The 26,158-nt window shown below is 52.9% G+C and carries 27 protein-coding genes; 20 read left to right on the forward strand and 7 right to left on the reverse strand.

The genetic code is table 11. The features are described from left to right. Positions 1–55: 55 nt before the first annotated feature. Complete coding sequence (locus F0Q32_RS07885; RefSeq protein ID WP_149462607.1) at positions 56–1,228, forward strand: MalY/PatB family protein; 1,173 nt, start codon at positions 56–58, stop codon at positions 1,226–1,228. Between the two features lie 97 nt (positions 1,229–1,325). Continuing rightward, complete coding sequence (gene add / locus F0Q32_RS07890) at positions 1,326–2,327, forward strand: adenosine deaminase (protein ID WP_149462608.1); 1,002 nt, start codon at positions 1,326–1,328, stop codon at positions 2,325–2,327. 49 nt (positions 2,328–2,376) lie between these two features. Here the strand turns inward: add and F0Q32_RS07895 are convergent, their stop codons facing one another. Next, positions 2,377–3,417: an oxidoreductase gene (locus F0Q32_RS07895; RefSeq protein WP_149462609.1), complete on the reverse strand. Its 1,041-nt coding sequence runs from the start codon at positions 3,415–3,417 to the stop codon at positions 2,377–2,379. 250 nt (positions 3,418–3,667) lie between these two features. On the opposite strand from F0Q32_RS07895, the gene blr reads away from it, so the two are divergent. The 13 genes from blr (at position 3,668) to gstA (ending at position 15,663) form a co-directional block, all read left to right on the forward strand. Further along, positions 3,668–3,805, forward strand: a complete 138-nt coding sequence (gene blr / locus F0Q32_RS07900; protein WP_015964285.1) for a division septum protein Blr — start codon at positions 3,668–3,670, stop codon at positions 3,803–3,805. A 116-nt stretch (positions 3,806–3,921) separates the two neighbouring features. Then, positions 3,922–5,322, forward strand: coding sequence for a GH1 family beta-glucosidase (locus F0Q32_RS07905; RefSeq protein ID WP_149462610.1), 1,401 nt, complete (start codon positions 3,922–3,924; stop codon positions 5,320–5,322). A 275-nt stretch (positions 5,323–5,597) separates the two neighbouring features. After that, the gene (gene ydgT / locus F0Q32_RS07910) at positions 5,598–5,813 is read left to right on the forward strand and encodes a transcription modulator YdgT (protein WP_149462611.1); all 216 of its coding nucleotides are present in this window, start codon (positions 5,598–5,600) and stop codon (positions 5,811–5,813) included. A gap of 76 nt (positions 5,814–5,889) precedes the next feature. After that, positions 5,890–6,330 (forward strand): DUF2569 domain-containing protein, encoded by a 441-nt coding sequence (locus tag F0Q32_RS07915; RefSeq protein ID WP_149462612.1) that lies wholly within the window; start codon positions 5,890–5,892, stop codon positions 6,328–6,330. 77 nt (positions 6,331–6,407) lie between these two features. Next, on the forward strand, positions 6,408–6,989 hold the full coding sequence (gene rsxA / locus F0Q32_RS07920) for an electron transport complex subunit RsxA (protein WP_015964281.1): 582 nt from the start codon (positions 6,408–6,410) through the stop codon (positions 6,987–6,989). Continuing rightward, entirely contained in the window at positions 6,989–7,564 is a 576-nt protein-coding gene (rsxB, locus tag F0Q32_RS07925) for an electron transport complex subunit RsxB (RefSeq protein WP_149462613.1), read from the forward strand. The genes rsxA and rsxB overlap by 1 nt, the downstream gene beginning before the upstream one ends. Then, positions 7,557–9,791, forward strand: coding sequence for an electron transport complex subunit RsxC (gene rsxC, locus F0Q32_RS07930; RefSeq protein ID WP_149462614.1), 2,235 nt, complete (start codon positions 7,557–7,559; stop codon positions 9,789–9,791). Before rsxB ends, rsxC begins: the two co-directional genes overlap by 8 nt. Then, entirely contained in the window at positions 9,792–10,844 is a 1,053-nt protein-coding gene (rsxD, locus tag F0Q32_RS07935; RefSeq protein WP_149462615.1) for an electron transport complex subunit RsxD, read from the forward strand. 9 nt (positions 10,845–10,853) lie between these two features. Continuing rightward, positions 10,854–11,474 carry an electron transport complex subunit RsxG gene (gene rsxG, locus F0Q32_RS07940; protein ID WP_149462616.1) on the forward strand — a complete coding sequence of 207 codons (621 nt, stop codon included), beginning with the start codon at positions 10,854–10,856 and terminating at the stop codon, positions 11,472–11,474. A 3-nt stretch (positions 11,475–11,477) separates the two neighbouring features. After that, positions 11,478–12,173: an electron transport complex subunit E gene (locus F0Q32_RS07945; protein ID WP_149462617.1), complete on the forward strand. Its 696-nt coding sequence runs from the start codon at positions 11,478–11,480 to the stop codon at positions 12,171–12,173. Continuing rightward, positions 12,173–12,808: an endonuclease III gene (gene nth / locus F0Q32_RS07950; RefSeq protein ID WP_149462618.1), complete on the forward strand. Its 636-nt coding sequence runs from the start codon at positions 12,173–12,175 to the stop codon at positions 12,806–12,808. Before F0Q32_RS07945 ends, nth begins: the two co-directional genes overlap by 1 nt. 593 nt (positions 12,809–13,401) lie before the next feature. Next, positions 13,402–14,907 carry a dipeptide/tripeptide permease DtpA gene (gene dtpA, locus F0Q32_RS07955; RefSeq protein WP_149462619.1) on the forward strand — a complete coding sequence of 502 codons (1,506 nt, stop codon included), beginning with the start codon at positions 13,402–13,404 and terminating at the stop codon, positions 14,905–14,907. Between the two features lie 150 nt (positions 14,908–15,057). Next, positions 15,058–15,663: a glutathione transferase GstA gene (gstA, locus tag F0Q32_RS07960; protein WP_149462620.1), complete on the forward strand. Its 606-nt coding sequence runs from the start codon at positions 15,058–15,060 to the stop codon at positions 15,661–15,663. A 107-nt stretch (positions 15,664–15,770) separates the two neighbouring features. Here gstA and tyrS read toward each other — a convergent pair whose 3' ends face one another. From tyrS to anmK, 4 genes are all read right to left on the reverse strand, one after another. After that, positions 15,771–17,045, reverse strand: coding sequence for a tyrosine--tRNA ligase (gene tyrS / locus F0Q32_RS07965; RefSeq protein WP_149462621.1), 1,275 nt, complete (start codon positions 17,043–17,045; stop codon positions 15,771–15,773). Positions 17,046–17,169: 124 nt separating this feature from the next. Beyond that, positions 17,170–17,826: a pyridoxamine 5'-phosphate oxidase gene (pdxH, locus tag F0Q32_RS07970; protein WP_149462622.1), complete on the reverse strand. Its 657-nt coding sequence runs from the start codon at positions 17,824–17,826 to the stop codon at positions 17,170–17,172. 57 nt (positions 17,827–17,883) lie between these two features. Further along, the gene (gene mliC, locus F0Q32_RS07975; RefSeq protein ID WP_015964270.1) at positions 17,884–18,207 is read right to left on the reverse strand and encodes a C-type lysozyme inhibitor; all 324 of its coding nucleotides are present in this window, start codon (positions 18,205–18,207) and stop codon (positions 17,884–17,886) included. A 97-nt stretch (positions 18,208–18,304) separates the two neighbouring features. After that, positions 18,305–19,420 carry an anhydro-N-acetylmuramic acid kinase gene (gene anmK, locus F0Q32_RS07980; RefSeq protein WP_149462623.1) on the reverse strand — a complete coding sequence of 372 codons (1,116 nt, stop codon included), beginning with the start codon at positions 19,418–19,420 and terminating at the stop codon, positions 18,305–18,307. A 283-nt stretch (positions 19,421–19,703) separates the two neighbouring features. Between anmK and slyB the strand changes: the two genes are divergently transcribed. Then, the gene (gene slyB / locus F0Q32_RS07985; protein ID WP_149462624.1) at positions 19,704–20,171 is read left to right on the forward strand and encodes an outer membrane lipoprotein SlyB; all 468 of its coding nucleotides are present in this window, start codon (positions 19,704–19,706) and stop codon (positions 20,169–20,171) included. 243 nt (positions 20,172–20,414) lie between these two features. Continuing rightward, on the forward strand, positions 20,415–21,779 hold the full coding sequence (locus F0Q32_RS07990; protein WP_149462625.1) for a GGDEF domain-containing protein: 1,365 nt from the start codon (positions 20,415–20,417) through the stop codon (positions 21,777–21,779). Between the two features lie 45 nt (positions 21,780–21,824). On the opposite strand, the gene slyA is transcribed toward F0Q32_RS07990, so the two are convergent. Further along, positions 21,825–22,265: a transcriptional regulator SlyA gene (gene slyA / locus F0Q32_RS07995; protein WP_149462626.1), complete on the reverse strand. Its 441-nt coding sequence runs from the start codon at positions 22,263–22,265 to the stop codon at positions 21,825–21,827. A 240-nt stretch (positions 22,266–22,505) separates the two neighbouring features. Between slyA and F0Q32_RS08000 the strand changes: the two genes are divergently transcribed. Genes F0Q32_RS08000 through F0Q32_RS08010 form a run of 3 tightly spaced genes read left to right on the forward strand, consistent with a single transcriptional unit; the run spans position 22,506 to position 25,586 of the window. Further along, complete coding sequence (locus tag F0Q32_RS08000) at positions 22,506–22,697, forward strand: DUF1656 domain-containing protein (RefSeq protein ID WP_051051017.1); 192 nt, start codon at positions 22,506–22,508, stop codon at positions 22,695–22,697. A gap of 10 nt (positions 22,698–22,707) precedes the next feature. After that, the gene (locus F0Q32_RS08005) at positions 22,708–23,565 is read left to right on the forward strand and encodes an HlyD family secretion protein (protein WP_149462627.1); all 858 of its coding nucleotides are present in this window, start codon (positions 22,708–22,710) and stop codon (positions 23,563–23,565) included. Then, a complete protein-coding gene (locus F0Q32_RS08010) occupies positions 23,562–25,586 on the forward strand; it encodes an FUSC family protein (protein ID WP_149462628.1) in 2,025 nt (674 codons plus the stop codon). Before F0Q32_RS08005 ends, F0Q32_RS08010 begins: the two co-directional genes overlap by 4 nt. Here the strand turns inward: F0Q32_RS08010 and sodC are convergent. Then, positions 25,579–26,100 (reverse strand): superoxide dismutase [Cu-Zn] SodC, encoded by a 522-nt coding sequence (gene sodC / locus F0Q32_RS08015; protein ID WP_149462629.1) that lies wholly within the window; start codon positions 26,098–26,100, stop codon positions 25,579–25,581. The genes F0Q32_RS08010 and sodC overlap by 8 nt on opposite strands. Positions 26,101–26,158 lie beyond the last annotated feature (58 nt).

Here is a 26,158-nt window from a genome sequence, read left to right on the forward strand (position 1 = left end):
CCCCTGCCGCTCGCAGGGGCAAAATAGCGTCCTCGCTAACAGTTAAGGATTTCACATGTTTGACTTCTCAACGGTGATAGACCGGCATGGCACATGGTGTACCCAGTGGGATTATGTTGCCGACCGTTTTGGTGACGCCGACCTCCTTCCGTTCACCATCTCCGATATGGATTTCGCCACCGCCCCCTGTATTCTTGATGCGCTGACTCAACGCCTGGCACACGGCGTATTTGGTTACAGTCGCTGGAAAAACGATGAGTTTCCCCCCGCCATCGTGCACTGGTTCGCCCGCCGTTTTCATAGCGTGATCGACCGGGAGAGTATTGTTTATGGGCCATCCGTCATCTATATGGTGGCAGAGATGATTCGCCAGTGGTCCGCGCCCGGTGACGGGATTGTGGTGCATACGCCTGCGTATGACGCCTTCTTCAAAACCATTTCCGGTAATCAACGAACAATTGTTAGCGTACCGTTGGAGAAAGTCGATAACCAGTGGTTCTGCGATATGGCAAAGCTGGAAGCGGCCCTGGCGCAGTCACAAAACAAAATTCTGCTGCTGTGCAGCCCGCATAACCCTACAGGGAAAGTGTGGACGCGCGATGAGCTGAACACGATGGCTGAACTGTGTGAGAAACATGGTGTGCGGGTCATCAGCGATGAAATTCACATGGATATGGTGTGGGGCAACCACCAGCATACTCCGTGGTGCGACGTGGCGCGAAGCCCATGGGCGCTGTTCACATCGGGTTCAAAAAGCTTCAATATTCCGGCCTTTACCGGGGCCTATGGTTTGATAGCCGACGAAGCCGCGCGCAACGATTATCTGTTTGCGCTGAAAAGCCGCGACGGCCTCTCTTCCCCATCGGTACCGGCACTGGTGGCGCACATTGCGGCCTACCGCGAAGGCGAGCCGTGGCTGGATGCTCTGCGCAGCTATTTACAGGATAATATGCGTTACATCGCGCAGACACTGAATACCGCATTCCCGGAGCTGAACTGGGCGATGCCGGAGTCCACGTATCTGGCATGGGTCGATTTACGTCCATTAAACCTTGACGACCAGGCGCTACAGGATGTGTTGATCAAACAACAAAAAGTGGCGATCATGCCCGGTTATACCTATGGACAGGAAGGTAACGGTTTTATTCGCCTGAACGCCGGCTGCCCTCGTTCCAAATTAGAGCAAGGCGTCGAGCGTTTGATCGCAGCGATCAAAACGCTACGTTAACGAATTTGCGCAACGATAATTTTTCGTTGCGCAAATAGCTTTTTGCAGTGAAATGTTTTTATAATAGCGCGCACTTAATCTAATAAAGAGTGCGACCATGATTGATACTACGCTCCCCCTCACTGACATTCATCGCCACCTTGATGGCAATATTCGCGCCCAAACTATTCTCGATCTTGGCCGTCAGCACAACTTAACCCTTCCTGCGTCCAGCCTTGAAGCATTAATTCCGCATGTGCAGGTCACCAGTAATGAGCCTGACCTGGTGAGCTTTCTAAGCAAACTCGACTGGGGCGTCAAAGTCCTTGCCGACCTCGATGCCTGTCGCCGGGTGGCTTACGAGAACATCGAAGATGCCGCCAACAACGGGCTGCACTATGTCGAACTGCGTTTCTCGCCGGGCTATATGGCGATGACGCATCAACTTCCAGTTGAGGGCGTAGTGGAAGCCGTGATCGCTGGTGTGCGTGAAGGCTGTCGCGATTTCAACGTTGAGGCGCGATTAATTGGCATCATGAGCCGTACCTTTGGCGAAACCGCCTGCCTGCGCGAACTGGATGCCCTGCTGGCGCATCGCGACGGCATTACCGCGCTGGATCTGGCGGGTGACGAGCTTGGTTTTCCGGGGAGCCTGTTCCTTAGCCATTTCAACCGCGCGCGCGATGCGGGGCTGCGCATTACCGTACACGCAGGCGAAGCCGCTGGCCCGGAAAGCATCTGGCAGGCCATTCGGGAGCTGGGCGCAGAACGTATCGGTCACGGCGTCAAAGCCGTCGAAGACCCCGCGCTGATGGAATTTTTAGCGAAACAGCGCATCGGCGTGGAATCCTGCCTGACATCGAACATCCAGACCAGCACCGTACCATCGCTGGCCCAGCATCCGCTGAAAACCTTCCTGGAACATGGCGTGCTGGCGAGCATCAACACCGATGACCCGGCGGTTCAGGGAATTGATATTCAACATGAATATCGCGTTGCAGCACCGGCAGCCGGGCTGACGCCAGCGCAAATTCGTCAGGCGCAAATCAACGGGCTTGAAATTGCTTTCCTGTCGGAAACCGAAAAAGCCGCACTGCGCGCACGCGTACAAGGCGCATAAAAAAACGGGCGCACAGCGTGTGCTGCGCGCCCGTTCTTCATTACCTTAATCAGGTCAGAGAAAGCACCGCGCGATGTTTCGCGGATTCAATCCCCAGTTCAATCAATTCCATAATCTGAATGGCCTGGCTTGCCGGAACCGGATTCTCACCCGCGCCGTTCAACGCATCACGAATCGCCGCGTAATAAGCCGGGTAGTTGCCCGGTGTGGTGAGCAGCGTCTCTTCAACACGATCTTCACCGTCAACGCGCGTCAACACACCATCGCGCATGTCGTAGCCCCAGTCTTCCTGCGGCAGGCGTTCACCGTTCTTCAGGCGTTCTTCCTGCGGGTCGAGGCCATACTTCACGTAGCTGGCACGCGAACCGTGCACGATATAACGCGCAGTTTCAGCAGCAGCCAACAACGTGCCATGCAACACCACACGGCGTTGCGGATACACCAGCACCGCATGGAAATAGTCCGTCGCCTGCGCACCAGGCCGCAGTTGCGCCAGATCGACTGACAAACTGACCGGCAAACCAAAAAGATTCACCGCCTGGTCCAACAGATGCGGGCCTAAATCGTACCAGATGCCGCTGCCGGGGCCTGCCAGCTCGCGCCAGCGATTACGCACCTGCGGGCGATAACGGTCAAAGTGGGATTCAAAATAAGCCACCTCGCCCAGTCGCCCTTCATTAATCAGCGACTTCACGGTTAAGAAATCGCTGTCCCAGCGGCGGTTATGAAACACTGACAACAATTTACCCTGGCTTTTTGCCAGCGCATCCAGCTCACGCGCTTGTGACAGTGTCACGGTGAAGGGTTTATCCACCACCACATGTTTACCCGCCTCCAGCGCAGCTTTCGCCAGCGGAAAGTGGGTATCGTTCGGCGTAGGAATCACCACCAGGTCAATAGTGGGATCGGCGAAAATATGTTTAGGTTCAGAGACCACGCTGACGTTGGGCCAGTCGGCTTTCACTTTTTCAGCGTCGCTACTGGACACCACGGCCAAATCCATTCCTGGCGTTCCGCTGATAAGCGGCGCATGAAAGGTTTTACTGGCATAACCATACCCAATTAATCCGACACGAATACTGTCACTCATAATAGCCTCTTAACTGTGCTGTTTTTGTCCGACCCGGTGAAGCACCCGTCGCCGTGTAATCGATTTCTTATTTCACAACATATTGCGGTGATGAACAACAGATTAATAACATTATGGTGTACAGAGAGGGGTAATTATCGGAAAAAAAGCTGAAGACATGAATCGTTTCGGCTGAAGACTTGCGTTGTGCGCCAGGCGAGGTAAGATCTTAGTCCGTATCATTAATTTTGTCGAAACTGTCTTAATTACTATGTCTATTGTCTTTACACGGATCGTTGAACTGATCGGTTGGGGCGTACTTAGCGTCTCAGTTCTTCTTCTTGTTATCGCGCATCACATTGATAACTACCAACCGCCAGAGCCGATTGCGGCGGTACAAAAGAAATAAGTCTGCGCGCTGAACAGTGATGGCGATCGCAACTGTGTAACCGGTTTCTGAAACCGGTTGCAACCCCCTCTTTCTCCTCTTTACACTCAACTTATTACACAAATAAGGAGAGTTTCATGGCTGCTTTTCCAAAAGATTTCCTCTGGGGTGCTGCAACCGCAGCCTATCAGGTCGAAGGCGCGCACGATGAAGATGGCAAAGGGCTGTCTATCTGGGACGTGTTTTCTCATCTGCCCGGAACGACTTATCAAGGAACCAACGGCGATGTCGCCGTAGACCACTACCACCGTATGCAGGAAGATGTCGCGCTCATGGCGGAGATGGGCCTGCAAAGCTACCGTTTTTCCCTCTCCTGGCCGCGTTTATTACCCAATGGTCGTGGCGAGGTTAATGAAGCCGGGGTTAAATTTTACAGCGATTTGATTGATGCCCTGCTGGCGCACAATATTGTGCCGATGATTACGCTTTATCACTGGGATTTACCCCAGGCGTTGCAGGATGAAGGCGGCTGGGAAGTCCGTTCAACGGCGGAAGCCTTCGAAGAGTACGCTCGTCTGTGCTACACCCGCTTCGGTTCGCGCGTCAAACTCTGGGCGACGTTTAACGAAACTATCGTTTTTATCGGTCACGGCTATATTACCGGTAGCCATCCGCCGTCGGTGAAAGACCCGGCCCGGGCGATTCAGGCTTGCCACCAGGTCTTTATCGCTCATGCCATGGCGGTAAAAGCCTTCCGTGAAATGAACATTGACGGTCAAATTGGCTTTGTTAACGTACTGCAACCGCATACGCCGCTCACTGATTCGCCAGAAGATACCGCCGCAAGCGAATTGGCTGACGCCATTCACACCCACTGGCTTTACGATCCGGTGCTGAAAGGCACCTACCCGGCGGAACTTCTTGCCCAAACGCAGGCGCTGTGGGGCGTGCCGCGCTTTGTGCCTGGCGATGATGAGTTATTGCGTAACTATCGCTGCGATTTTATCGGCCTGAATTACTACCGTCGCGAGACCGTGACCGCTAATTCGGGCGAGACGCTTACCCAGTCCAATCATAGTGGCGAAAAAAATAGCGGCGGCGAATTTGGCTTTAAAGGCTTGTTCAAATTTGTCCGTAATCCCAACGGCGTTTATACGGATTGGGACTGGGAGATTTGGCCGCAAGGGTTGACCGACGGCATAATGATGATTAAAGAACGCTACGGCGACATCCCCATCTACATTACGGAAAACGGACTTGGCGCCAAAGATCCGATTGTTGACGGCAACATCGTTGACCAACCGCGCATCGATTATTTAAGGATGCATATTGATGCACTGGAAAAAGCGATTGCGTTGGGTGCAGATGTACGCGGTTATTATCCGTGGTCGTTCATAGACCTGCTAAGCTGGCTGAACGGTTACAAAAAACAGTATGGTTTTGTTTATGTCGATCATCAGCAAAACCTTGCCCGTAAGCGCAAGAAAAGCTTTTACTGGTATAAAGAAGTGATTAACAGCCACGGCAACGTGCGCTAATCCGCTCCGGGCGCCCTGGGGCGCCCAAACACTTTTCGTGATAACGTCATTTCCTGCGATATATCAATAACGCCATTTTCTGTTCTTGAATTTGTCATTTATAACCCAAATAATTACAGCGTCCTGAAGAGAGTATGCCCGTTGCGGGCTGAACTCTTAACGAAAACGGGTGTCGATAAACTGGTTTTCAGACTTAGCGATGCGCCCTTGCGGTGTTGTGCTTTTGCGCCCCTTCAGGCCCTGCGTGATTTAACATTATAAATGGATACCTACAAATGACCGTCCTGGATTATTTATTGAAATTCCGTAAAGTCAGCTCGTTGGACAATCTCGAAAAACTTTATGACCATCTTAACTATTCACTTTCCGACACCCATGAATTAATCAATATGTATCGTGCTGCGGATCACCGTCGGGCAGAACTGGTTTCTGGCGGTCGTTTGTTCGATATCGGCCACGTACCAAAATCCGTTTGGCATTACGTGCAGTAACTATTGTTATCATCAGCGTCAGTTGCTTATACTCCACCGCCATATTTATAACTGACGCTGATAATCAGGAGACGAAATGTCGTCAAATTCTGCAGAACGAATTGGTGGATGGTTGCTCGGCCCGCTGGCGTGGTTGTTAGTTGCGCTGCTCAGCATCAGTCTGCAATTGCTGATGTTCGTTAACGCCCTGCTTAATCCGCAGATCCTGAGCCTGTTAAAAGCACAAAGCAGCACGCATCTGGCCCTTTGGATTCTTTCCTTAGCGTTCGTTATTGCCATGTGGTATTACACGCTGTGGCTGACCATTGCTTTCTTTAAGCGCCGTAAAAATGTGCCTAAGCACTATATTATCTGGTTACTGGTCTCATTATTGCTGGCGCTAAAGGCCTTTGCATTTGCACCTGTATCCGACATCATCGCGCTGCGCCAGCTTTTACTGCCACTCGCCGCTGCAGCGCTGATTGTGCCATACCTCAAACGCTCATCCCGCGTAAAGCGTACGTTTGTGAACCCTTAATAACCACACTCTTGCCCTGTTGTCGATGAACGCGCTTTCCGCGATAATAGGCGGCTTTTTTTGTTACAGGTCGAATAATGACTGACTATTTATTGCTTTTTATCGGTACCGTACTGGTAAATAACTTCGTCCTGGTGAAGTTCCTCGGGCTGTGTCCGTTTATGGGCGTGTCCAAAAAGCTGGAAACAGCAATGGGCATGGGGCTCGCGACCACCTTCGTGATGACGCTGGCGTCCATTTGCGCATGGTTGATTGATACCTGGATCCTGATTCCGCTTAATCTGATTTATCTGCGCACGCTGGCCTTTATTCTGGTGATTGCCGTTGTGGTGCAGTTCACCGAAATGGTAGTGCGCAAAACCAGCCCGGCGCTCTATCGTCTGCTGGGCATCTTTTTACCGCTGATCACCACCAACTGCGCGGTGCTCGGCGTGGCGCTGCTCAACATTAACCTCGGCCATAACTTTTTGCAGTCGGCGCTGTATGGTTTCTCCGCCGCCGTCGGTTTCTCACTGGTGATGGTACTGTTTGCCTCTATTCGCGAACGCCTGGTGGTGTCGAACGTGCCTGCGCCGTTTCGCGGTAACGCCATTGCGCTGATTACCGCAGGGTTAATGTCTTTGGCGTTTATGGGCTTTAGCGGGTTGGTGAAGTTGTAATGATGACCTTCTGGATTGCCGTCGCCGCTATCAGCGTTTTAGGGCTGATTTTCGGCGTCATACTGGGATACGCCTCACGCCGTTTCGCGGTGGAAGATGACCCGGTAGTTGAAAAAATTGATGAACTCTTACCGCAAAGCCAGTGCGGGCAGTGCGGCTATCCGGGCTGTCGCCCCTATGCCGAAGCGGTAAGCAACGGTGAAAAAATTAACTGCTGCGCCCCCGGCGGCGAAGCGGTAATGCTGAAAATTGCCGAATTACTTAACGTCGATCCGCAACCTGTCGACGGCGATACCGCCGTTCAGGAACCGGCGCGGATGCTGGCCGTGATCGACGAAAACAACTGTATCGGTTGTACCAAGTGCATTCAGGCATGCCCGGTGGACGCCATTGTCGGCGCAACCCGCGCGATGCACACGGTGATGAGCGACCTCTGCACTGGCTGCAACCTCTGCGTTGCGCCCTGCCCGACTCAGTGTATTGAACTGCGCCCGGTCGCCACCACAACCGACAGCTGGAAGTGGGATCTGCAAAGTATCCCGGTACGTAATATTCCTGTGGAACACCATGCTTAAGTTATTTTCCGCGTTCAGAAAAGAAAAAATCTGGGATTTCGATGGGGGGATTCACCCACCGGAAATGAAAACTCAGTCTAATGGCACGCCGCTGCGCCAGGTTCCCCTTGCGCAGCGTTTCGTCATTCCTCTGAAGCAACATATTGGTGCTGAAGGCGAGTTGTGCGTGAAGCCCGGCGATCGCGTGCTGCGCGGTCAACCGTTGACGCGCGGCTGGGGGCGAATGCTGCCTGTACATGCGCCAACCTCCGGAACCGTTGTCGCCATTGAGCCGCATGCCACGGCACACCCTTCCGCTTTGCCGGAGATGAGCGTCATTATTGATGCCGATGGCGAAGATCAGTGGATCTCGCGCGACGGCTGGCACGATTACCAGAACCGTTCGCGTGAAGAATTGATTGAGCGAATTCATCAGTTTGGCGTCGCAGGCCTTGGCGGTGCGGGTTTCCCGACCGGCACAAAACTGCGCGGCGGCGGCGATAAAATCACCACGCTGATTATCAATGCGGCGGAGTGTGAGCCTTATATCACGGCGGATGACCGGCTGATGCAGGATTGCGCGGCGCAGGTTATCGAAGGTATTCGTATCCTGGGTCATATTCTGCAACCACAGCAGATTCTGATTGGTATTGAAGATAACAAACCGCAGGCCATATCAATGCTGCGTGCGGTGCTGGCGGGCGCGCATGATATCAGCCTGCGGGTCATTCCCACCAAATATCCGTCGGGTGGCGCGAAGCAATTAACGCAAATCCTCACTGGCAAGCAGGTTCCACACGGCGGTCGTTCATCCGATATTGGCGTACTGATGCAAAACGTCGGTACCGCGTTTGCAGTGAAACGCGCGGTGATAGACGGTGAACCCTTAACCGAGCGCGTGGTGACATTAACCGGTGAATCCGTGAGTCGGCCGGGTAACGTTTGGGCGCGTCTGGGCACGCCGGTCTGCCATCTGCTCGAAGACGCGGGTTTCTGTCCTTCTGCCGAACAGCTTGTGATTATGGGCGGCCCGTTAATGGGCTTTACCCTGCCCTGGCTGGACGTCCCGGTAGTTAAAATCACCAACTGTCTGCTGGCGCCATCGCCATCGGAAATGGGCGTGCCTGAAGAAGAAAAAAGCTGCATTCGCTGCAGCGCCTGTGCAGATGCCTGCCCGGCCGATCTTCTGCCGCAGCAGCTTTACTGGTTCAGTAAGGGCCAGCAGCACGATAAAGCGACTGCGCATAATATCTCTGATTGCATCGAGTGCGGCGCCTGCGCGTGGGTCTGCCCCAGCAGCATTCCCCTGGTGCAGTACTTCCGTCAGGAAAAAGCAGAAATATCAGCAATTCGTCTCGAAGAGCAGCGTGCCGCAGAAGCGAAAGCCCGCTTTGAAGCACGTCAGAACCGTCTTGAGCGTGAAAAACTGGCGCGTGCGGAGCGCCATAAAAAAGCAGCCGTACAGCCCGCAGCGAAAGATCAGGATGCGATCAATGCCGCACTGGCACGCGTGAAAGAGAAGCAGCAACAGGCCACGCAGCCGGTCATCATTAAAGCAGGCGCACTGCCTGATAACAGCGCCGTAATTGCAGCCCGCGAAGCACGCAAGGCGAAAGCCCGTGCTGCACAGGCAGAAAAACAATCATCTGAAAGCGGTGATGCCGTTGATCCGCGTAAGGCCGCCGTTGAAGCCGCTATCGCGCGGGCCAAAGCCCGTAAAGCGGAGCAGCAACCGGCCAGCGAGCCTGTTGCTGTAACGGAAACGGTTGATCCACGCAAAGCTGCTGTCGAAGCCGCCATCGCACGCGCTAAAGCGCGTAAAGCGGAGCAGCACGCGGCCAGTGAGCCTGTCGCGGTCACGGAAACGGTTGATCCGCGTAAAGCCGCCGTTGAAGCCGCTATTGCACGCGCTAAAGCGCGTAAAGCGGAGCAGCACGCGGCCAGTGAGCCCGTCGCGGTCACGGAAACGGTTGATCCGCGAAAAGCCGCGGTTGAAGCCGCTATTGCACGTGCCAAAGCGCGTAAAGCAGAGCAGCAAGCGGCCAGTGAACCTGCGGCAACAGCGGAAGCCGTTGATCCGCGTAAGGCCGCCGTTGAAGCCGCCATCGCGCGCGCCAAAGCGCGTAAAGCCGAACAACAGGCCGCAAATGAGTCGGCTGCCAATGATGATCCACGCAAAGCGGCCGTTGCGGCAGCGATTGCCCGCGTTCAGGCGAAAAAAGCCGCGCAAGCTGTAAACGAGGAATAAATGGTTTTCAAGATAGCGAGTTCCCCTTATACCCATAACCAACGCCAGACATCGCGTATCATGATGCTGGTGATTTTGGCCGCCCTACCCGGCATCGCGGTGCAAAGCTGGTTTTTCGGCTGGGGAACCCTGATTCAGCTTCTTCTGGCCTCGCTGACGGCCTGGGCGACGGAATCGTTCATATTGCGTCTGCGTAAGCAGGCTATTGCTGCAACACTTGCCGATAACTCGGCCTGGCTAACCGGCATTCTGCTGGCCATCAGTATCCCACCTTTCGCCCCGTGGTGGATGGTGGTATTGGGCACCGCCTTTGCGGTGATCATCGCCAAACAGTTGTATGGTGGCTTAGGGCAGAACCCGTTTAACCCGGCGATGATTGGCTATGTTGTTCTGCTGATCTCCTTCCCGGTGCAGATGACCTCCTGGCTACCGCCGCATGAAATTGCCGCCAACACACCCGGTTTTATCGACGCATTACAGGTTATTTTCACCGGCCACACCACTGCGGGCCAGGACATGAATGCGCTGAAAATGGGCATTGATGGCATCAGCCAGGCCACACCGCTGGATACTTTTAAAACGTCGCTCCATGCAGGTCATTCAGTAGAGAGCATCATGCAATCGTCGATTTATCACGGTGCGCTGGCAGGCATTGGCTGGCAGTGGGTCAACCTGGCATATCTGGCAGGCGGGCTGTTTTTACTGTGGAAAGGCGCCATACGCTGGCACATTCCGGTGAGCTTCCTGTTGAGTCTGACCGTCTGTGCAACACTTGGCTGGCTGTTTAACCCGGAAAATGTCGCCTCGCCGCAAATGCATTTGTTGTCCGGCGCGACCATGCTGGGTGCATTCTTTATTCTGACCGATCCGGTGACCGCCTCAACCACCAACCGTGGACGCCTGATTTTCGGTGCGCTGGCGGGCCTGCTGGTGTGGTTGATTCGCAGCTTCGGGGGTTACCCGGATGGCGTTGCTTTTGCCGTATTGCTGGCGAACATTACCGTACCGTTGATTGACTACTATACGCGCCCGCGCGTTTACGGCCATCGCTGAGGATTGATGATGTTAAAAACGATGCGTAAGCACGGGGTAACCCTGGCACTGTTTGCCGCAGGCTCAACCGGTCTGACGGCGGCTATCGACCAGTTGACTAAAAACACCATCGCCGATCAGGCAGCTAAACAGCAGAACGCACTGTTTGAACAGGTGATTCCGGCGGACCGCTATAATAACGATTTGCTGCAAAGCTGCTATCTGGTTACCGCACCGGCACTTGGGAAAGGTACGCATAAGGTCTATATTGCGCGTCAGGGCGAACAGGCCGTTGCCGCCGTAATGGAAGCGACCGCACCGGATGGCTACTCTGGCGCCATTCAGCTTTTGGTCGGTGCTGATTTCAGCGGTACCGTGCTGGGCAGCCGTGTGACTGAGCATCACGAGACACCGGGACTGGGCGATAAAATTGAGCTGCGAATTTCCGACTGGATCACTCATTTTGCCGGGAAAACCATTGCGGGCGAGAGCGATGCAACGTGGGCGGTGAAAAAAGATGGCGGCCAGTTCGATCAGTTTACCGGCGCGACCATTACGCCTCGCGCTGTTGTAAATGCGGTAAAACGTGCCGGGCTTTACGCTCAAACGTTACCGAATCAACTTTCTAACCTGCAGGCCTGTGGAGAGTAAACCATGAGCGAAGTCAAAGAGGTTATTGTCCAGGGGCTGTGGAAAAACAACTCCGCACTGGTTCAGTTGCTGGGAATGTGTCCGCTTCTGGCAGTGACGTCAACGGCCACCAATGCGTTGGGGCTCGGTCTGGCCACCACCCTGGTTCTGACGTTAACCAACTTTGCCATCTCCTGCCTGCGTCGCTGGACGCCTGCGGAGATTCGTATTCCTATCTACGTGATGATTATCGCCTCGGTCGTGAGCGCCGTGCAAATGCTGATCAACGCTTACGCCTTCGGCCTCTATCAGTCGTTGGGGATTTTTATCCCGCTGATCGTGACCAACTGTATTGTCGTGGGGCGTGCTGAAGCCTTTGCTGCCAAAAAAGGGCCGGCGTTATCGGCTCTGGATGGTTTTGCTATCGGCATGGGCGCGACCTGCACCATGTTTGTGCTGGGCTCCCTCCGCGAGTTGTTAGGTAATGGTACGTTGTTCGACGGCGCGGACGGTCTGCTGGGCAACTGGGCGAAAGTACTGCGTATCGAAGTGTTTCATACCGATACCCCTTTCCTGTTAGCGATGCTCCCGCCAGGTGCTTTTATTGGCCTGGGCATGCTGCTGGCGATTAAATATCTGATTGATGAACGGACGAAACAACGCAAGGCGAAAGCCGTGCCTGCCACGGACGTCGGCGTTGAAACTGCTGAGAAGGCCTGATGAATAAAGCAAAACGGCTGGAGATTTTAAGCCGCCTGCGGGACAACAACCCGCATCCGACCACTGAACTCAATTTTAGCTCCCCTTTCGAGCTGCTGATCGCGGTGCTACTTTCCGCACAGGCGACGGATGTGAGCGTCAATAAAGCCACGGCAAAACTCTATCCGGTCGCTAATACGCCACAGGCGATGCTGGAGCTGGGCGTGGACGGCGTGAAGTCTTATATCAAGACCATCGGCCTGTTTAACAGCAAAGCCGAGAACGTGATAAAAACCTGCCGGATGCTGATAGAGTTGCATAATGGTGAAGTCCCGGAAGATCGCGCGGCGCTTGAAGCGCTGCCAGGCGTGGGGCGCAAAACGGCCAACGTGGTGCTTAATACCGCGTTTGGCTGGCCGACCATCGCGGTTGATACCCATATCTTCCGCGTCTGTAATCGCACGCAATTTGCTCCCGGCAAGAACGTCGAGCAGGTTGAAGAAAAGCTTCTGAAAGTTGTACCGGCAGAGTTTAAGGTCGATTGCCACCATTGGTTGATTCTCCATGGCCGCTACACCTGCATTGCCCGCAAACCGCGTTGTGGTTCCTGCATCATCGAAGATCTCTGTGAATTCAAAGAGAAGGTCGATATCTAGCCTTTCAAGGCGGCCATTTCTCCTACTTGTGCCGCCACTATTCTCTGCCGTTACGCTGTTAATCATTAGAATATGGGAAATTAGTGGTGTGAATGCCATGCATTAAACACTTATTCTGGTTAATTCTTTTTTTATCACCTGAATTTTCTATATTCATTTGATTTTGAACAGCATGGTAACATTATGTTATCTCGATGTTATCTTCTGCTCATATAACGCCCATCAATTCAATGTGTCATCGTGATGACACGAGACGATCAACCAGTTATTTTTCAGAATCCAGGCTATATCACTACTTCAAAAGCGAATCAGCAGAAGATATGGTCACTACGCCATTTTTCGCCCCGGTCAGCAGAGTAAAACGCTACCTAATGGCGATGCGTAAAATTTAAATCTAAATAACATTTATATATCTGGTCATTTGTAGTAACTTACGTATTTGTAACAGAGTATGACAAAAGCCTTGTGCGAAAGCACGGGATAGTGAACATTACTCCCCGTTTCCCCTCCAGAATAACTATAAAGGCGGATGTCGATACGAATTTCCGCCCAGTAACGCCCCGTTAAAATGGGATGTAAAAAAAGAGGTATATGTGTCTACTGCAAACAATAAACCAACTGAAAGCGTAAGTTTGAACGCTTTTAAACAACCAAAAGCGTTCTATTTGATCTTCTCGATCGAACTTTGGGAACGTTTTGGTTACTACGGCTTGCAAGGTATTATGGCTGTCTACCTGGTTAAACAACTGGGTATGTCCGAAGCCGATTCGATTACGTTGTTCTCCTCCTTCAGTGCCCTGGTCTACGGTTTAGTCGCTATTGGCGGCTGGCTGGGCGACAAAATTCTGGGGACTAAACGCGTTATTATGCTGGGCGCAATTGTGCTGGCGATTGGTTATGCGCTCGTTGCATGGTCTGGTCATGACGCCGCTATTGTGTACATGGGTATGGCGACCATTGCGGTCGGTAACGGCCTGTTCAAAGCGAACCCGTCTTCCCTGCTGTCTACCTGTTATGAGAAAGATGACCCACGTCTGGACGGTGCATTTACCATGTACTACATGTCCGTCAACATCGGTTCCTTCTTCTCTATGCTGGCAACGCCGTGGCTGGCTGCGAAATTTGGCTGGAGCGTCGCGTTCGCACTGAGCGTTGTGGGTATGCTGATTACCGTTGTGAACTTCGCGTTCTGCCAGCGTTGGGTGAAACAGTACGGTTCTAAACCTGACTTTGAGCCAATTAACTACCGTAACCTGCTGCTGACTATCGTGGGTGTTGTTGTTCTGGTCACTATCGCGACCTGGCTGCTGCACAACCAGGATATCGCACGCATGGTACTGGGTGTGGTTGCGCTGGGTATTGTGATTATCTTTGGTAAAGAAGCGTTCGCAATGCAGGGTGCTGCACGCCGTAAAATGATTGTGGCGTTCATCCTGATGCTGGAAGCGATTGTGTTCTTCGTTCTCTACAGCCAGATGCCGACCTCGCTGAACTTCTTCGCCATCCGTAACGTTGAGCATTCCATTCTGGGTATCGCGTTTGAGCCGGAACAGTATCAGGCGCTGAACCCGTTCTGGATCATCATCGGTAGCCCGATTCTGGCCGCTATCTACAACAAGATGGGCGACCGTCTGCCGATGCCGCACAAGTTTGCTATCGGTATGGTGCTTTGCTCTGGTGCCTTCCTGGTGCTGCCGCTGGGTGCGAAATTCGCCACCGACGCAGGTATCGTTTCCGTAAACTGGCTGATCCTGAGCTACTGCCTGCAGAGTATCGGTGAACTGATGATCTCCGGACTTGGTCTGGCAATGGTTGCACAACTGGTTCCGCAGCGTCTGATGGGCTTCATCATGGGTAGCTGGTTCCTGACCACTGCAGGTGCGGCACTGATTGCTGGTCGTGTGGCGAACCTGATGGCAGTACCTGAAAACGTTACAGACCCGCTGATGTCACTGGACGTCTACGGTAAAGTCTTCCTGCAGATTGGCGTTGCTACCGGTGTTATCGCTGTGCTGATGCTGCTGACCGCGTCGAAACTGAATCGCATGACTCAGGACGACGACAAAACCGTAACTGCGCAGAAAACCGCTTCCGCGTAATGTCATCGGGAAACATTTGAATTTGAGCCGTTAACGCGAGTTAACGGCTTTTTTTTTATCATCGCTGGCACTAACATAGCGAGATGCCCTTCGTCACCTCTGCGTGGCACAAGATAAAAAACCGATGACATCTGCCAGAAGGAGTTCGCCATGAAGCTGTTTTATAAACCCGGTGCCTGTTCCCTCGCGTCGCATATTTCGCTACGTGAAAGTGGGCTGGATTTCACACTCGTGGGCGTAGACCTGCAAAAGAAAGTGACTGAAACCGGGGAAAATTTCCTGCAAACCAACCCGAAAGGACAGGTTCCCACGCTCCAGCTGGACGACAACACCGTTCTGACCGAAGGCGTTGCCATCATGCAGTACATTGCCGACAGCGTCGCCGACCGTCAGCTTCTCGCACCGGTCAGCAGCATCAGCCGCTATAAAACGCTGGAATGGCTTAACTTCATCGCTACCGAACTGCACAAGGGCTTTACTCCCCTGTTCCGCCCGGATACGCCTGAAGATTACAAACCGACTGCTCGCGCGCTGCTGGACAAAAAAATGGCCTATATCGATAGCGAGCTTGCCGATTGTGAATGGATTAGCGGCTCGCGCTTTACGATTGCCGATGCGTATCTGTTTACCGTCCTGCGCTGGGCATTTGCGGTAAAACTGGAGATGAGCGGTTATAAAAATATTGCGGCCTATATGACACGGGTCGCGGCGCGTCCTGCCGTTGCGGCAGCGATGGCGGCGGAAGGTCTTAAATAACACTAAACAATGCCGGATAAGCGCAAGCGCCATCCGGCAAGATGCCGCTTCAGACGTAAAAAAGGGCGTGATTTCTCACGCCCTTTTTTCATTTCTGTTGCGCTGAATTACTTCCAGCACACCAGGCAGTAGTTTTTCTTACCACGACGCAGCAGCGTGTAGCGGCCATACAGACGATCGCTTTCGCTAAAAGTATATTCCGGATCGGCCTGTTTCTCACCATTGATGGTGACCGCGTTCGAAGCGATAGTTTTACGCGCCTGGCCACGAGACGGTTGAAGCTCAGAGTCCACCAGCGCCTGCATCAAATCAGCGCCTTTCTCCATCTCAACCATCGGTACGCCATCCTGTGCCAGCTGTTCGAAGTCTGCTTCGCTCAGCGCGCTCAGGGTGCCGTTAAACAGACTTTCAGTAATACGTTTTGCTGCCACCAGACCTTCTTCGCCATGGACCAGACGAGTAACCTGTTCGGCCAGAACGTACTGGGCACGCGGGGCTTTACCGCTGTTTTTGTCTTCTTCTTCCAGCGCATTGATCTCTTCAATGTCCATGAACGTGAAGAATTTCAGGAAGCGATAAACGTCAGCATCAGCGGTGTTAATCCAGAACTGGTAGAACTTATACGGGCTGGTTTTCTTCGGATCGAGCCATACCGCGCCGCCTTCGGTTTTACCGAACTTGGTACCGTCTGCTTTGGTGATCAGCGGAACCGTCAGGCCGAATACCTGATTCTGGTGCAGACGACGGGTCAAATCGATACCGGAGGTGATGTTGCCCCACTGGTCAGATCCGCCAATCTGCAGCGCAACGCCGTGCAGTTTGTTCAGGCAGGCAAAGTCATAGCCCTGCAACAGGTTATAGGAGAACTCGGTGAAGGAGATGCCCTGATCGTCACGGTTCAGACGCTGCTTAACCGCTTCTTTGTTGATCATCTGATTAACGGAGAAGTGCTTGCCGATATCACGCAGGAAGGTCAGCACATTCATGCCACCAAACCAGTCGTAGTTATTCGCAGCAATGGCTGAGTTGTCGCCACAATTGAAATCGAGGAACGGCGCAACCTGTTTGCGGATTTTATCCACCCACTCCTGAACCGTATCTTCAGTGTTCAGTTTACGCTCGGCAGCTTTGAAGCTCGGGTCGCCAATCAGACCGGTTGCGCCACCTACCAGTGCTACAGGCTTGTGGCCCGCTTGCTGGAAGCGTTTCAGGCATAACAATGGAACAAGATGCCCCAAATGCAAGCTGTCAGCGGTGGGATCGAAGCCGCAATAGAGCGCGATCGGGCCTTGCGCCAGTCGCTCTGCTAACGCTTCCTCGTCCGTCACCTGGGCCACGAGGCCCCGCTCTTGCAATTGTTTAATCAAGTTACTGCTTGCCATCAAATTCTCCATGTATAAACGACTGCACCTCTGTCGGTACACGACTTTTTCGCCTGACGCGAAAGGGATATAGAATAAAGCGCCAGCCCTTTTAGCACCAGCGCTTAACGCAACAATTTTGCCCTTAAGGCGCGAGTCGGTCGATTTTCCAGTCGTTCACGTCGCGTTGATATAAAAAACGGTCGTGCAGACGGTGTTCACCGCCCTGCCAGAACTCCATCTGTTCGATAGAGACGCGATATCCGCCCCAGAAACTCGGCAGCGGGACGTCGCCCTGCTGGAACTTCTGTTTCAGTTCAAGAAATTTGCTTTCGAGGATGCCGCGCGCAGAAATACGGCTCGATTGTTTTGATACCCAGGCACCAATTTGGCTGTCGCGCGGGCGGCTGTGGAAGTATTTAACCACTTCAAGTGTAGAGAGACGCTCCGCTTTGCCGGTGACCATCACCTGACGTTCCAGCGTATGCCAGGGGAACAACAGGCTGATACGCGGATTCTGTTCCAGATGGTGCGCTTTGCGGCTGCCCAGGTTGGTGTAGAACACCATGCCTTTTTCATCATAGTGCTTGAGCAAAACAATACGCTGGTAGGGTTGCCCGTTTTCGTCAACGGTCGCCACCACCATCGCGGTAGGATCGGCAAGCTTCGCCTCACAAGCCTGAGACAACCAGCGCTCGAACAGCGTCAGCGGGTCAGCGGGAAGATCGCGGCGGCGGAGACCGCCACGGGTATACTCTCGGCGCAGATGCGCAATTTGCTGCAATTCGTCGTTATTGGACATAGCGATTGTGATTGTCAGAAATGGGTAGCGTTATTGTGCGCCGCCCGGGTGAAAATCTCAACGCTTGGGGTTTTGTAACTGACAGTTATTCAGCACGATACGGTCACGTTTGTAGACGGTAGCGTCGTTGCCTTTCGACCAAAAAACATAAATGCCGTCAGTATAACGCGCCCCGGATGCCGATAGCCCCTGCGGCAGATGCAACTGCTGGTTGTCATAAACGAAGCTGACTTCCTGGCGCGGATTATTCAGTTTGACGGTAAGTGGTTTCTCATCACACTGGTACTCCAGCGTGTCGGTTTGCATCCGTTCCATAAACTGGTTGTAGGTGCTGCAACCAGCCAGCATTAAAGGAATAACAGCGATAAGTAGTTTTTTCATTGGCGTGCCTTACGACTTTCCTGGTCCACAGGAGGTACGAATCCTCCCTTTTCCCTGAGTTTATCGTGCAGCACGCCAGGAAGATTTCAGCAAACTCCTATTTGCGCGGATTAGCTGGAAAAATAGCGCCCAGAACACTCTCCTGCGAAGCGCCCGTCACCGAAGGTAAATTTCCCGGTAGACCGGCAAGAGTACGCCAGGCAAGCCATGCAAAGGCCAGCGCTTCCATGTCGTCCCCGCTGATACCGTATTCATCCGTCGCGGCAACTTCCGTTCCCGGCAGCATGCCGGCAAGGCGCGTCATCACCATCGGGTTACGGCTACCGCCGCCGCACACCAGCAGACGATCGCAACCACCACTGAGCAACACCTGCTCGCTGATGGTGGTGGCCGTTAACTCAGCAAGTGTTGCCTGCACATCCTGCGGACGTAGCGCCGGGAACTGCCCCAGGACGCGTTCGATCCAGCCGTAGTTGAAATATTCGCGCCCGGTGCTCTTCGGTGCAGGTGCGGCAAAATACGGGTCGCAAAGCATCTCCTGCAACAGCGGCAACAGCACTTTGCCTTCGCTGGCCCATGCCGCATCTTTGTCGTACGGTTTTTTCAGATTGCGCCAGATCCAGGCGTCCATCAACATATTGCCTGGGCCGGTATCAAAACCGCGAACCGACTGACCCGGTATCAGCAAAGAGAGGTTGGCAATCCCGCCAATATTGAGAATCATTCGTCGCTCATCAGGGTGTGACAGCAATGCATGATGGAATGCAGGCACCAGCGGCGCGCCCTGGCCACCTAACGCCATATCGCGACGGCGAAAATCGCCTACCACGGTGACCCCCGTTCGCGCCGCAATAATATTGTTATCGCCAATTTGCAGCGTATGGGGCGCATCACCTGTGGGTTCATGCCAGACGGTTTGCCCGTGACACCCTATCGCCACGATATCTTCAGGCCGCAGATTTTCCTGTTTCATCAGCGCCAGCACCGCATCGGCGAACAACCTTCCCAGACGTGTATCTAACTGACCAAACTGTAAAAGCGTCAGCTGTTGCCCCTGGCATACGGCCAACACCGCCTCTTTCAGGTCAATGGGAATAGGAAACGCGAGGCTGGCCAGTTGTGCCACGCTGTTTTCATCAATTGCCGCCAGCACAACATCAACCCCGTCGAGACTGGTTCCCGACATCACGCCAATATAACGGCCTGATTTCATACGCCTTCCTTAGTTGCATAAGCAGTGGAATTACACTCCACCATAAAGCAATGACCAATGCTATGATGCAATAATAATTTTTAGTGATATTTTATACAGCAAGCCCACATCTGGATAAAAAATGTGCGGTCTTCAGAAGGAGTGTTTAACGTTGGTTAAGTTAATCCACGTTATTATTTGCTCATAGTCGTGCAGAATATATAACCTGCCATGTGCAAATACCATATAATTACCTGATACGGATGCTCGTAAGGGCGTTTCTTGGTGAACAGGAGATTCATAAATGATGTTACGTGTTTTGACCGCTTCTATGATCGGTTTATCGTTAGCAGGGTGCGTTAGCAGCAGCGGTCTGTCCGGCGATGTCTATTCAGCTTCCGAAGCCAAGCAGGTTCAGAATGTCACCTACGGTACCATCGTTAACACGCGTCCGGTACAGATTCAGGGCGGCGACGATAGCAACGTCATTGGCGCTATCGGCGGTGCGGTACTGGGTGGTTTCCTCGGGAATACCATTGGCGGCGGTACAGGCCGTTCACTGGCAACCGCAGCAGGTGCCGTCGCGGGTGGCGTAGCCGGCCAGGGTGTCCAGGGCGCGATGAACAAAACTCAGGGCGTTGAGCTGGAAATTCGTAAAGATGACGGTAATACCATCATGGTAGTACAGAAACAGGGTGATACACGCTTCTCTGCAGGCCAGCGCGTCGTGATGGCGAGCAATGGCAGCCAGGTGACTGTCTCCCCGCGTTAATGACCTATCAGCGTGGCCCAATCGGGTCACGCCATTTATTTAATCTGCTGACAATTCCTTACATTCCCCACCATTCCATTAGAATTATTGACGACGTGAATATAAATATGCCATATAACGCATATATTACTTGCGCCAAAACAATATTCTCTGTGTTAAATTCATCTAAGATTAATCCCACCGGGATGGATGCCCTGTGAAGCCGTGAGTATTTTCACTCCGAATAATATTGGAATGCCCTCTATGTTGATGAAATTGAAGTTACCGTTACAACGTTTTTTGGTTTACTTCACCATTTGTATTTTGGGGATTGTTATCCTTAACCACTTCTCGGCGGCAATAATTCATCGTACCCCTACGATAGCACCGCTACTTTTTCCTATCCTGACTATTTTTCTAATGGTTTTCCATGGCATGATTGCCGCCTTCATGATAATGAAATACTCCTGCGATAAACATCGTCTTTATCTCACGCCGATAGCCCTTGCCTTCGCAGGCTCTGCCATTCTGATGCTGGGCACGCTGGACAGTTTCCCTGACTGGTTTATGTGTACCGGCTTAACAAAAGTTAACTATAACGACACGCTGATTTTTTATTTCTTTCGCAATATCATGATGGCGCTTCTTTTTATTTTCGCCGTCATTTTGTACGCATTGAAAAAACGCGAGATGCATACCGTAAAAATTCATACGATTATTCTCGTAGTTATCCTCCTGTTTACGTCGGGCATGCTATTATTGTCCTGGCTTTACTCTAGTCATTACGAGTTACTTAGTGTCAATTTTGTCGATAATAACACTTATCAGTTTACGCAATTATGGGGAAACCAACTGGGATGGGGGTTAATTGCACTGTGGGTTGTCGCTTTGCTGACAATTCTTATTGTGACGAAGCTGAATAATATATTCTGGTATAGCGGAGCGTTTTTCTGCGCATGCTACATCTTTACGCTGATTGTTCTGATGTCATCGGGGCATAGCGCGGGGTACACCTGGTATGAGGCCCGGTTGTTCGAGACCATCTCTACCCTGTTCCTGATTCTGGTGCTACTCTGCGATGTCTTCACGCTTTACCGTCAGTCCAATACCCGTTACATGCATTCATATCAAAACTCTATCCGCGATCCGCTGACGCAACTTTTTAACCGTAGCTATTTCTATGACACCTTTACCGCATTGATGCCAAAAGTCGCTAGCGGGCAACCTGTCTCGGTGATTGTCAGTGACCTGGACCATTTTAAACGTATCAACGACAAATACGGCCATTTGCAGGGTGATAAGGTGATTCAGTTTGTTTCGAAGGTTCTGCAGGATTCTGTTCGACAAAATGATATTGCTGCACGCATTGGTGGAGAAGAGTTCGCCCTGCTGCTGGTCGGCGCGTCCTCGAACGTTGCTGAAGGGATTGCCGAACGTATTCGTGTCGCCATTGCCAGCCAGGACGCGGAAAGTAGTCAATCGCAATTGCCGGAGCCTATCACTATCAGTATGGGCGTTTTCACCGCCACTGACCTGACGGTTAACGTAGAAGAGTGCGTGCGTCGGGCGGATGAAGCGATGTACCGGGCAAAAGCAGCCGGACGTAACCGCGTGGTCGTGTGGGAATAAGACGTAAAAAGCCCTGCCTTCTGGCAGGGCTTCTGACGAACACAATCAATCTCTGGATTGCAGATCGATAATGTTTTGTTCCAGCTTATGGATGAGCGCAACCAGTTGGTCAGTCTCTTCCGGCGTGATCCCAGAAAGAATCTCGCCGCGTGTTTTACTGATCACCGCTTCCATCTCTTCAATCAATGGTTCGGCTTTTTCAGTCAGTTTTATACGCTTAGCACGACGATCGTTTGCGCACGTTTGGCGAGAGATAAGACCTTTCTCTTCCAGTTGATCCAGCGTGCGAACCAATGACGGCTGCTCGATGCCGATCGCTTTAGCCAACTGGATCTGTGACTGCTCTGGGGGCAACTGATGAATATTATGCAGTGTTACCCAGTGCGTCTGCGTGAGTTCCAGAGGTTTGAGGCGATGGTCGATCAGAGCACGCCAAATGCGCACCAACCGTGCCAGATCAGAACCTAATGGCGATTCCAATTTCATCTCCTTATAATTAGCTTGCTAAGTTATTATACTGATTTTAGAATAGTGTGCAGTATTTAAATACTCAAAACAAATGCATTGCTGCCTACGCGCAAAGCAGAGCAATGATTTACACTGTGTTAAAATTGCCTGCATTTCGTTAGCGTTACGCTCACTATCGAGTCTTAACTCTTCAATTGCAAAGGATTTCTGCTTGTGAAGTCGATTCTTCAACTCCCGGGACTACCGCTGCAAGACCTCATGGTGGGTGCCTCAATCTATTTCCCACCGCTATTTAAAGCCGTCCTGCTCGGCTTTCTTATCTGGCTGGTTGCGCACCAGCAACTCCGTGACTGGATGTACGCGGGCGATATCTGGCATCCCCTGCTGATGGATCTCTCGCTGTTTGCCCTGTCTGTATGTGGCGCGTTGCTGATTTTGGTTCTGTGGTGAAGCTATCTAAATGAAAAAATTAAAATATTTCTCTACGCTTCTGGTTGCTGCTCTGGCGGCAATCGCGGTCTGGCTGTGCTGGAACTACTATATGCAGTCACCCTGGACGCGCGACGGGAAAATCCGCTCAGAGCAGGTCAATATTACCCCGCAGGTTTCCGGCAGCATTCTGAAGCTGAATGTGAAGGACAACCAGTTTGTTAAAGCAGGCGACGTCCTGTTTGAGATTGATCCAACGCCATGGCGCATTGCCGTGATGAACGCCGAAGCGCAGCTGGCAAAAGCGCAGTCCGACCTGGTGAAAGCTAACCATGAAGCCACCCGCCGTCAGAACCTGCCGCATAATTATATTTCAGCAGAAGATCTTGATAGCGCAAATATGTCGGTCAAAGCCGCTAAAGCCACCGAGGATGCCGCCGCCGCAGAGCTTGAACATGCCCGCTGGCAGCTGACGCAAACCCTCGTCAAAGCGCCGGTCGACGGCTGGGTTACTAACCTGTCTACACGCGTCGGCAACTACGCCACTCAGGGCCAACCGGTGTTTGCGCTGATCGACAGTCACTCATTCTATGTCGTCGGCTATTTTGAAGAGACCAAGCTGCGCCATATCGCACCAGGCGACAGTGCCGCTATCCAGCTCTACAGCAACGGCAAAACGTTACAGGGTCACGTTAACAGTATTGGTCGCGCGATTTACGACCAAAGTCTGGAGAGCGACAGCAGCCTGGTGGCCGACATCAAACCCAATATCCCGTGGGTTCGCCTGGCACAGCGTGTGCCGGTGCGTATCGAATTTGATAGCCTGCCGGATGACGTTGTGCTGGTCGCCGGGACCACCTGCTCCGTGTCGATTGGCAGCCAAAAATGACCCTACCGAGTCTGAGCCTGGCGTCACTGCCCTGGTTTAAGGCAACCCCGGCGCAGTGGCGATACGCATTACGTAACGGTATCGCCATGTGTCTGGCGCTGACCATCGCCTACTACCTGCAACTCGATGAACCCTACTGGGCGATGACCTCTGCGGCGGTGGTGAGTTTCCCTACCGTCGGCGGCGTAATCAGTAAGAGTTTTGGTCGTATCGCCGGAAGCCTGTTTGGTGCCTGGGCGGCGGTGATTATTGCCGGTCACACCTTAACCGATCCGTGGCTCTTTTTAGTCTGTATGGCTGGCTGGATAAGCTTTTGCACCTGGGCGTGCGCGATGTTCACCAACAACGTGGCCTACGCCTTTCAGCTTGCGGGCTATACCTGCGCCATTATCGCGTTCCCGGTGATCAACGTCGCCGACGCTACCGAATTGTGGACTATCGCTCAGGCGCGTGTTTGCGAAGTGATTGTCGGCATTTTATGCGGTGGGTTAATGATGATGATCCTGCCCAGTACGTCTGATGGCACCGCACTGCTGACCGCGCTGAAAAATATGCATGCCCGCCTGCTGGAACACGCCAGCCTGCTCTGGCAACCGGTGACGACCGATGCGATTCGCACCGCGCATGAAAGCGTCATCGGCCAAATTCTTACCATGAACCTGCTGCGTATTCAGGCATTCTGGAGCCATTATCGTTTCCGTCAGCAAAACTCGCTATTGAATGCGCTTCTCCACCAGCAACTGCGGCTTACCAGTGTGATCTCGAGCCTGCGACGCATGCTGCTCAACTGGCCCAATCCACCGGAGAACATTCGCCCGGTGATTGAACAACTTTTGCAGGCGCTGGCGCGGCCCGGTTGCGATATCTACACCGTCGCGCGGATTATTGCGCCGCTGGCTCCAACCGACCAGCAGGATTACCGCCATCGCGCATTCTGGGATCGCCTGCGGTATTTTTGCCGGGTATATCTCAGCAGCAGTCGATGGCTTTCGCGGCTGGAAAATGCGACCGCCGTTTCTGAATTTTCCGTACCTGCCGCCCCCGCCCTGATGCGCCATACGGACCATGCGGAAGCCGCCTGGAACGGCGTGCGCACTTTCTGCGCCCTGCTGGCTGTCGGCGCGTGGGCTATCAGCACGCAATGGGAGTCGGGCGCAGCCGCGCTGACCTTATCCGCTATTTGCTGCGTACTCTATTCTGTTTCACCTTCGCCGTTTAACTCACTGACGCTATTGATGCGCACCCTGGTGCTGCTCTCTCTGTTCAGCTTTGTGGTTAAATTTGGCCTGATGGTGCAAGTAACCGATTTATGGCAATTTCTGCTTTTTCTGTTTCCGCTGCTGACCACGATGCAGTTACTCAAATTACAAATGCCGAAGCGCGCCGGGCTGTGGGGGCAACTGATTGTCTTTATGGGCTCGTTTATCGCCGTGACCAATCCACCGGTTTATGACTTTGCGGATTTTCTGAATGATAATCTGGCTAAGATCCTCGGCGTTGGGCTGGCATGGATGGCGTTTGCGGTACTAAAACCCGGCTCCGATGCGCGAAAAAGCCGTCGCCATATTCGTGCGTTACGGCGTCACTTCGTTGATCAACTCAGCCGCCATCCCAACAACAGCGAGCACGATTTTGAGTCGCTGGTTTACCATCATATCAGTCAGTTAAGTAACAGTAAGGATGAACTGGCTCGGCGCTGGCTGCTCCGCTGGGGGGTGGTGCTGTTGAACTGCAGTCATGTGGTATGGCAATTACGCAGTTGGGAAGCACGTTCGGACCCGCTTTCACAGGTACGCGATCTCTGTATCAGCCTGCTGCGCGATGTGATGAGCGAGCGCGGCGTCCAGCAACGTCCGCTCACCACGTCATTACAGGAATTACAACGTATTTCCGAGGCACTGTCCCATCATCACCAGCCGGCCGCCCGTGAACTGGCGTCGATTGTCTGGCGACTACACTGCTCATTATCGCAGCTGGAACAAGCGCCGGTAGTCGGAACGATTACCGAACGCACTACTTAATCACCCCACAGGCATAGCGCGCCCCGCCGCCGCCCAGCGGCTTGGGATGATCGGACATGTTATCGCCACCGACGTGGATCATCAGCGCTTTGCCTTCAATGTCCGCTAATTTTTTCAGGCGTGGCGCATACACCGGCGTGGTCGCTTTTCCGTCTTTATCCACGATTAACGCAGGTAAATCCCCGAGATGGCCTTTACCATCCGGCCCTTCATGCTTACCGGTTTTTTCAGGATCGAAATGCCCTCCTGCGGCCTCCGCTGCGCTGGCTTTCCCCTCTTTGATGGCGGGCTGACAACTGCCGTTGGCATGGATATGGAAACCGTGTTCTCCAGGTGGCAATGCTTTGAGATCGGGCGCAAATTCCAGCCCTTTATCCGTTTCGCTAATTTTGATGCTGCCAATTGACTGGCCGACGCTCTGGGATGTGACAAGATTCATTTCAACATTGTCACCCGCAGCCTGTGCGCCAGCAGAAAAAGCCAGCGCAAGGATCGTCAGAGTAAATCGTTTCATGAGACCTCCGTTACTGTCGTGTCCCCGTTAAGTGTAAACCAGGGACACGTTTTTCACC

Origin of the sequence: Pseudocitrobacter sp. 73 (assembly GCF_008369545.1) — a bacterium.
Classification (GTDB): Bacteria; Pseudomonadota; Gammaproteobacteria; order Enterobacterales; family Enterobacteriaceae; genus Pseudocitrobacter; species Pseudocitrobacter vendiensis.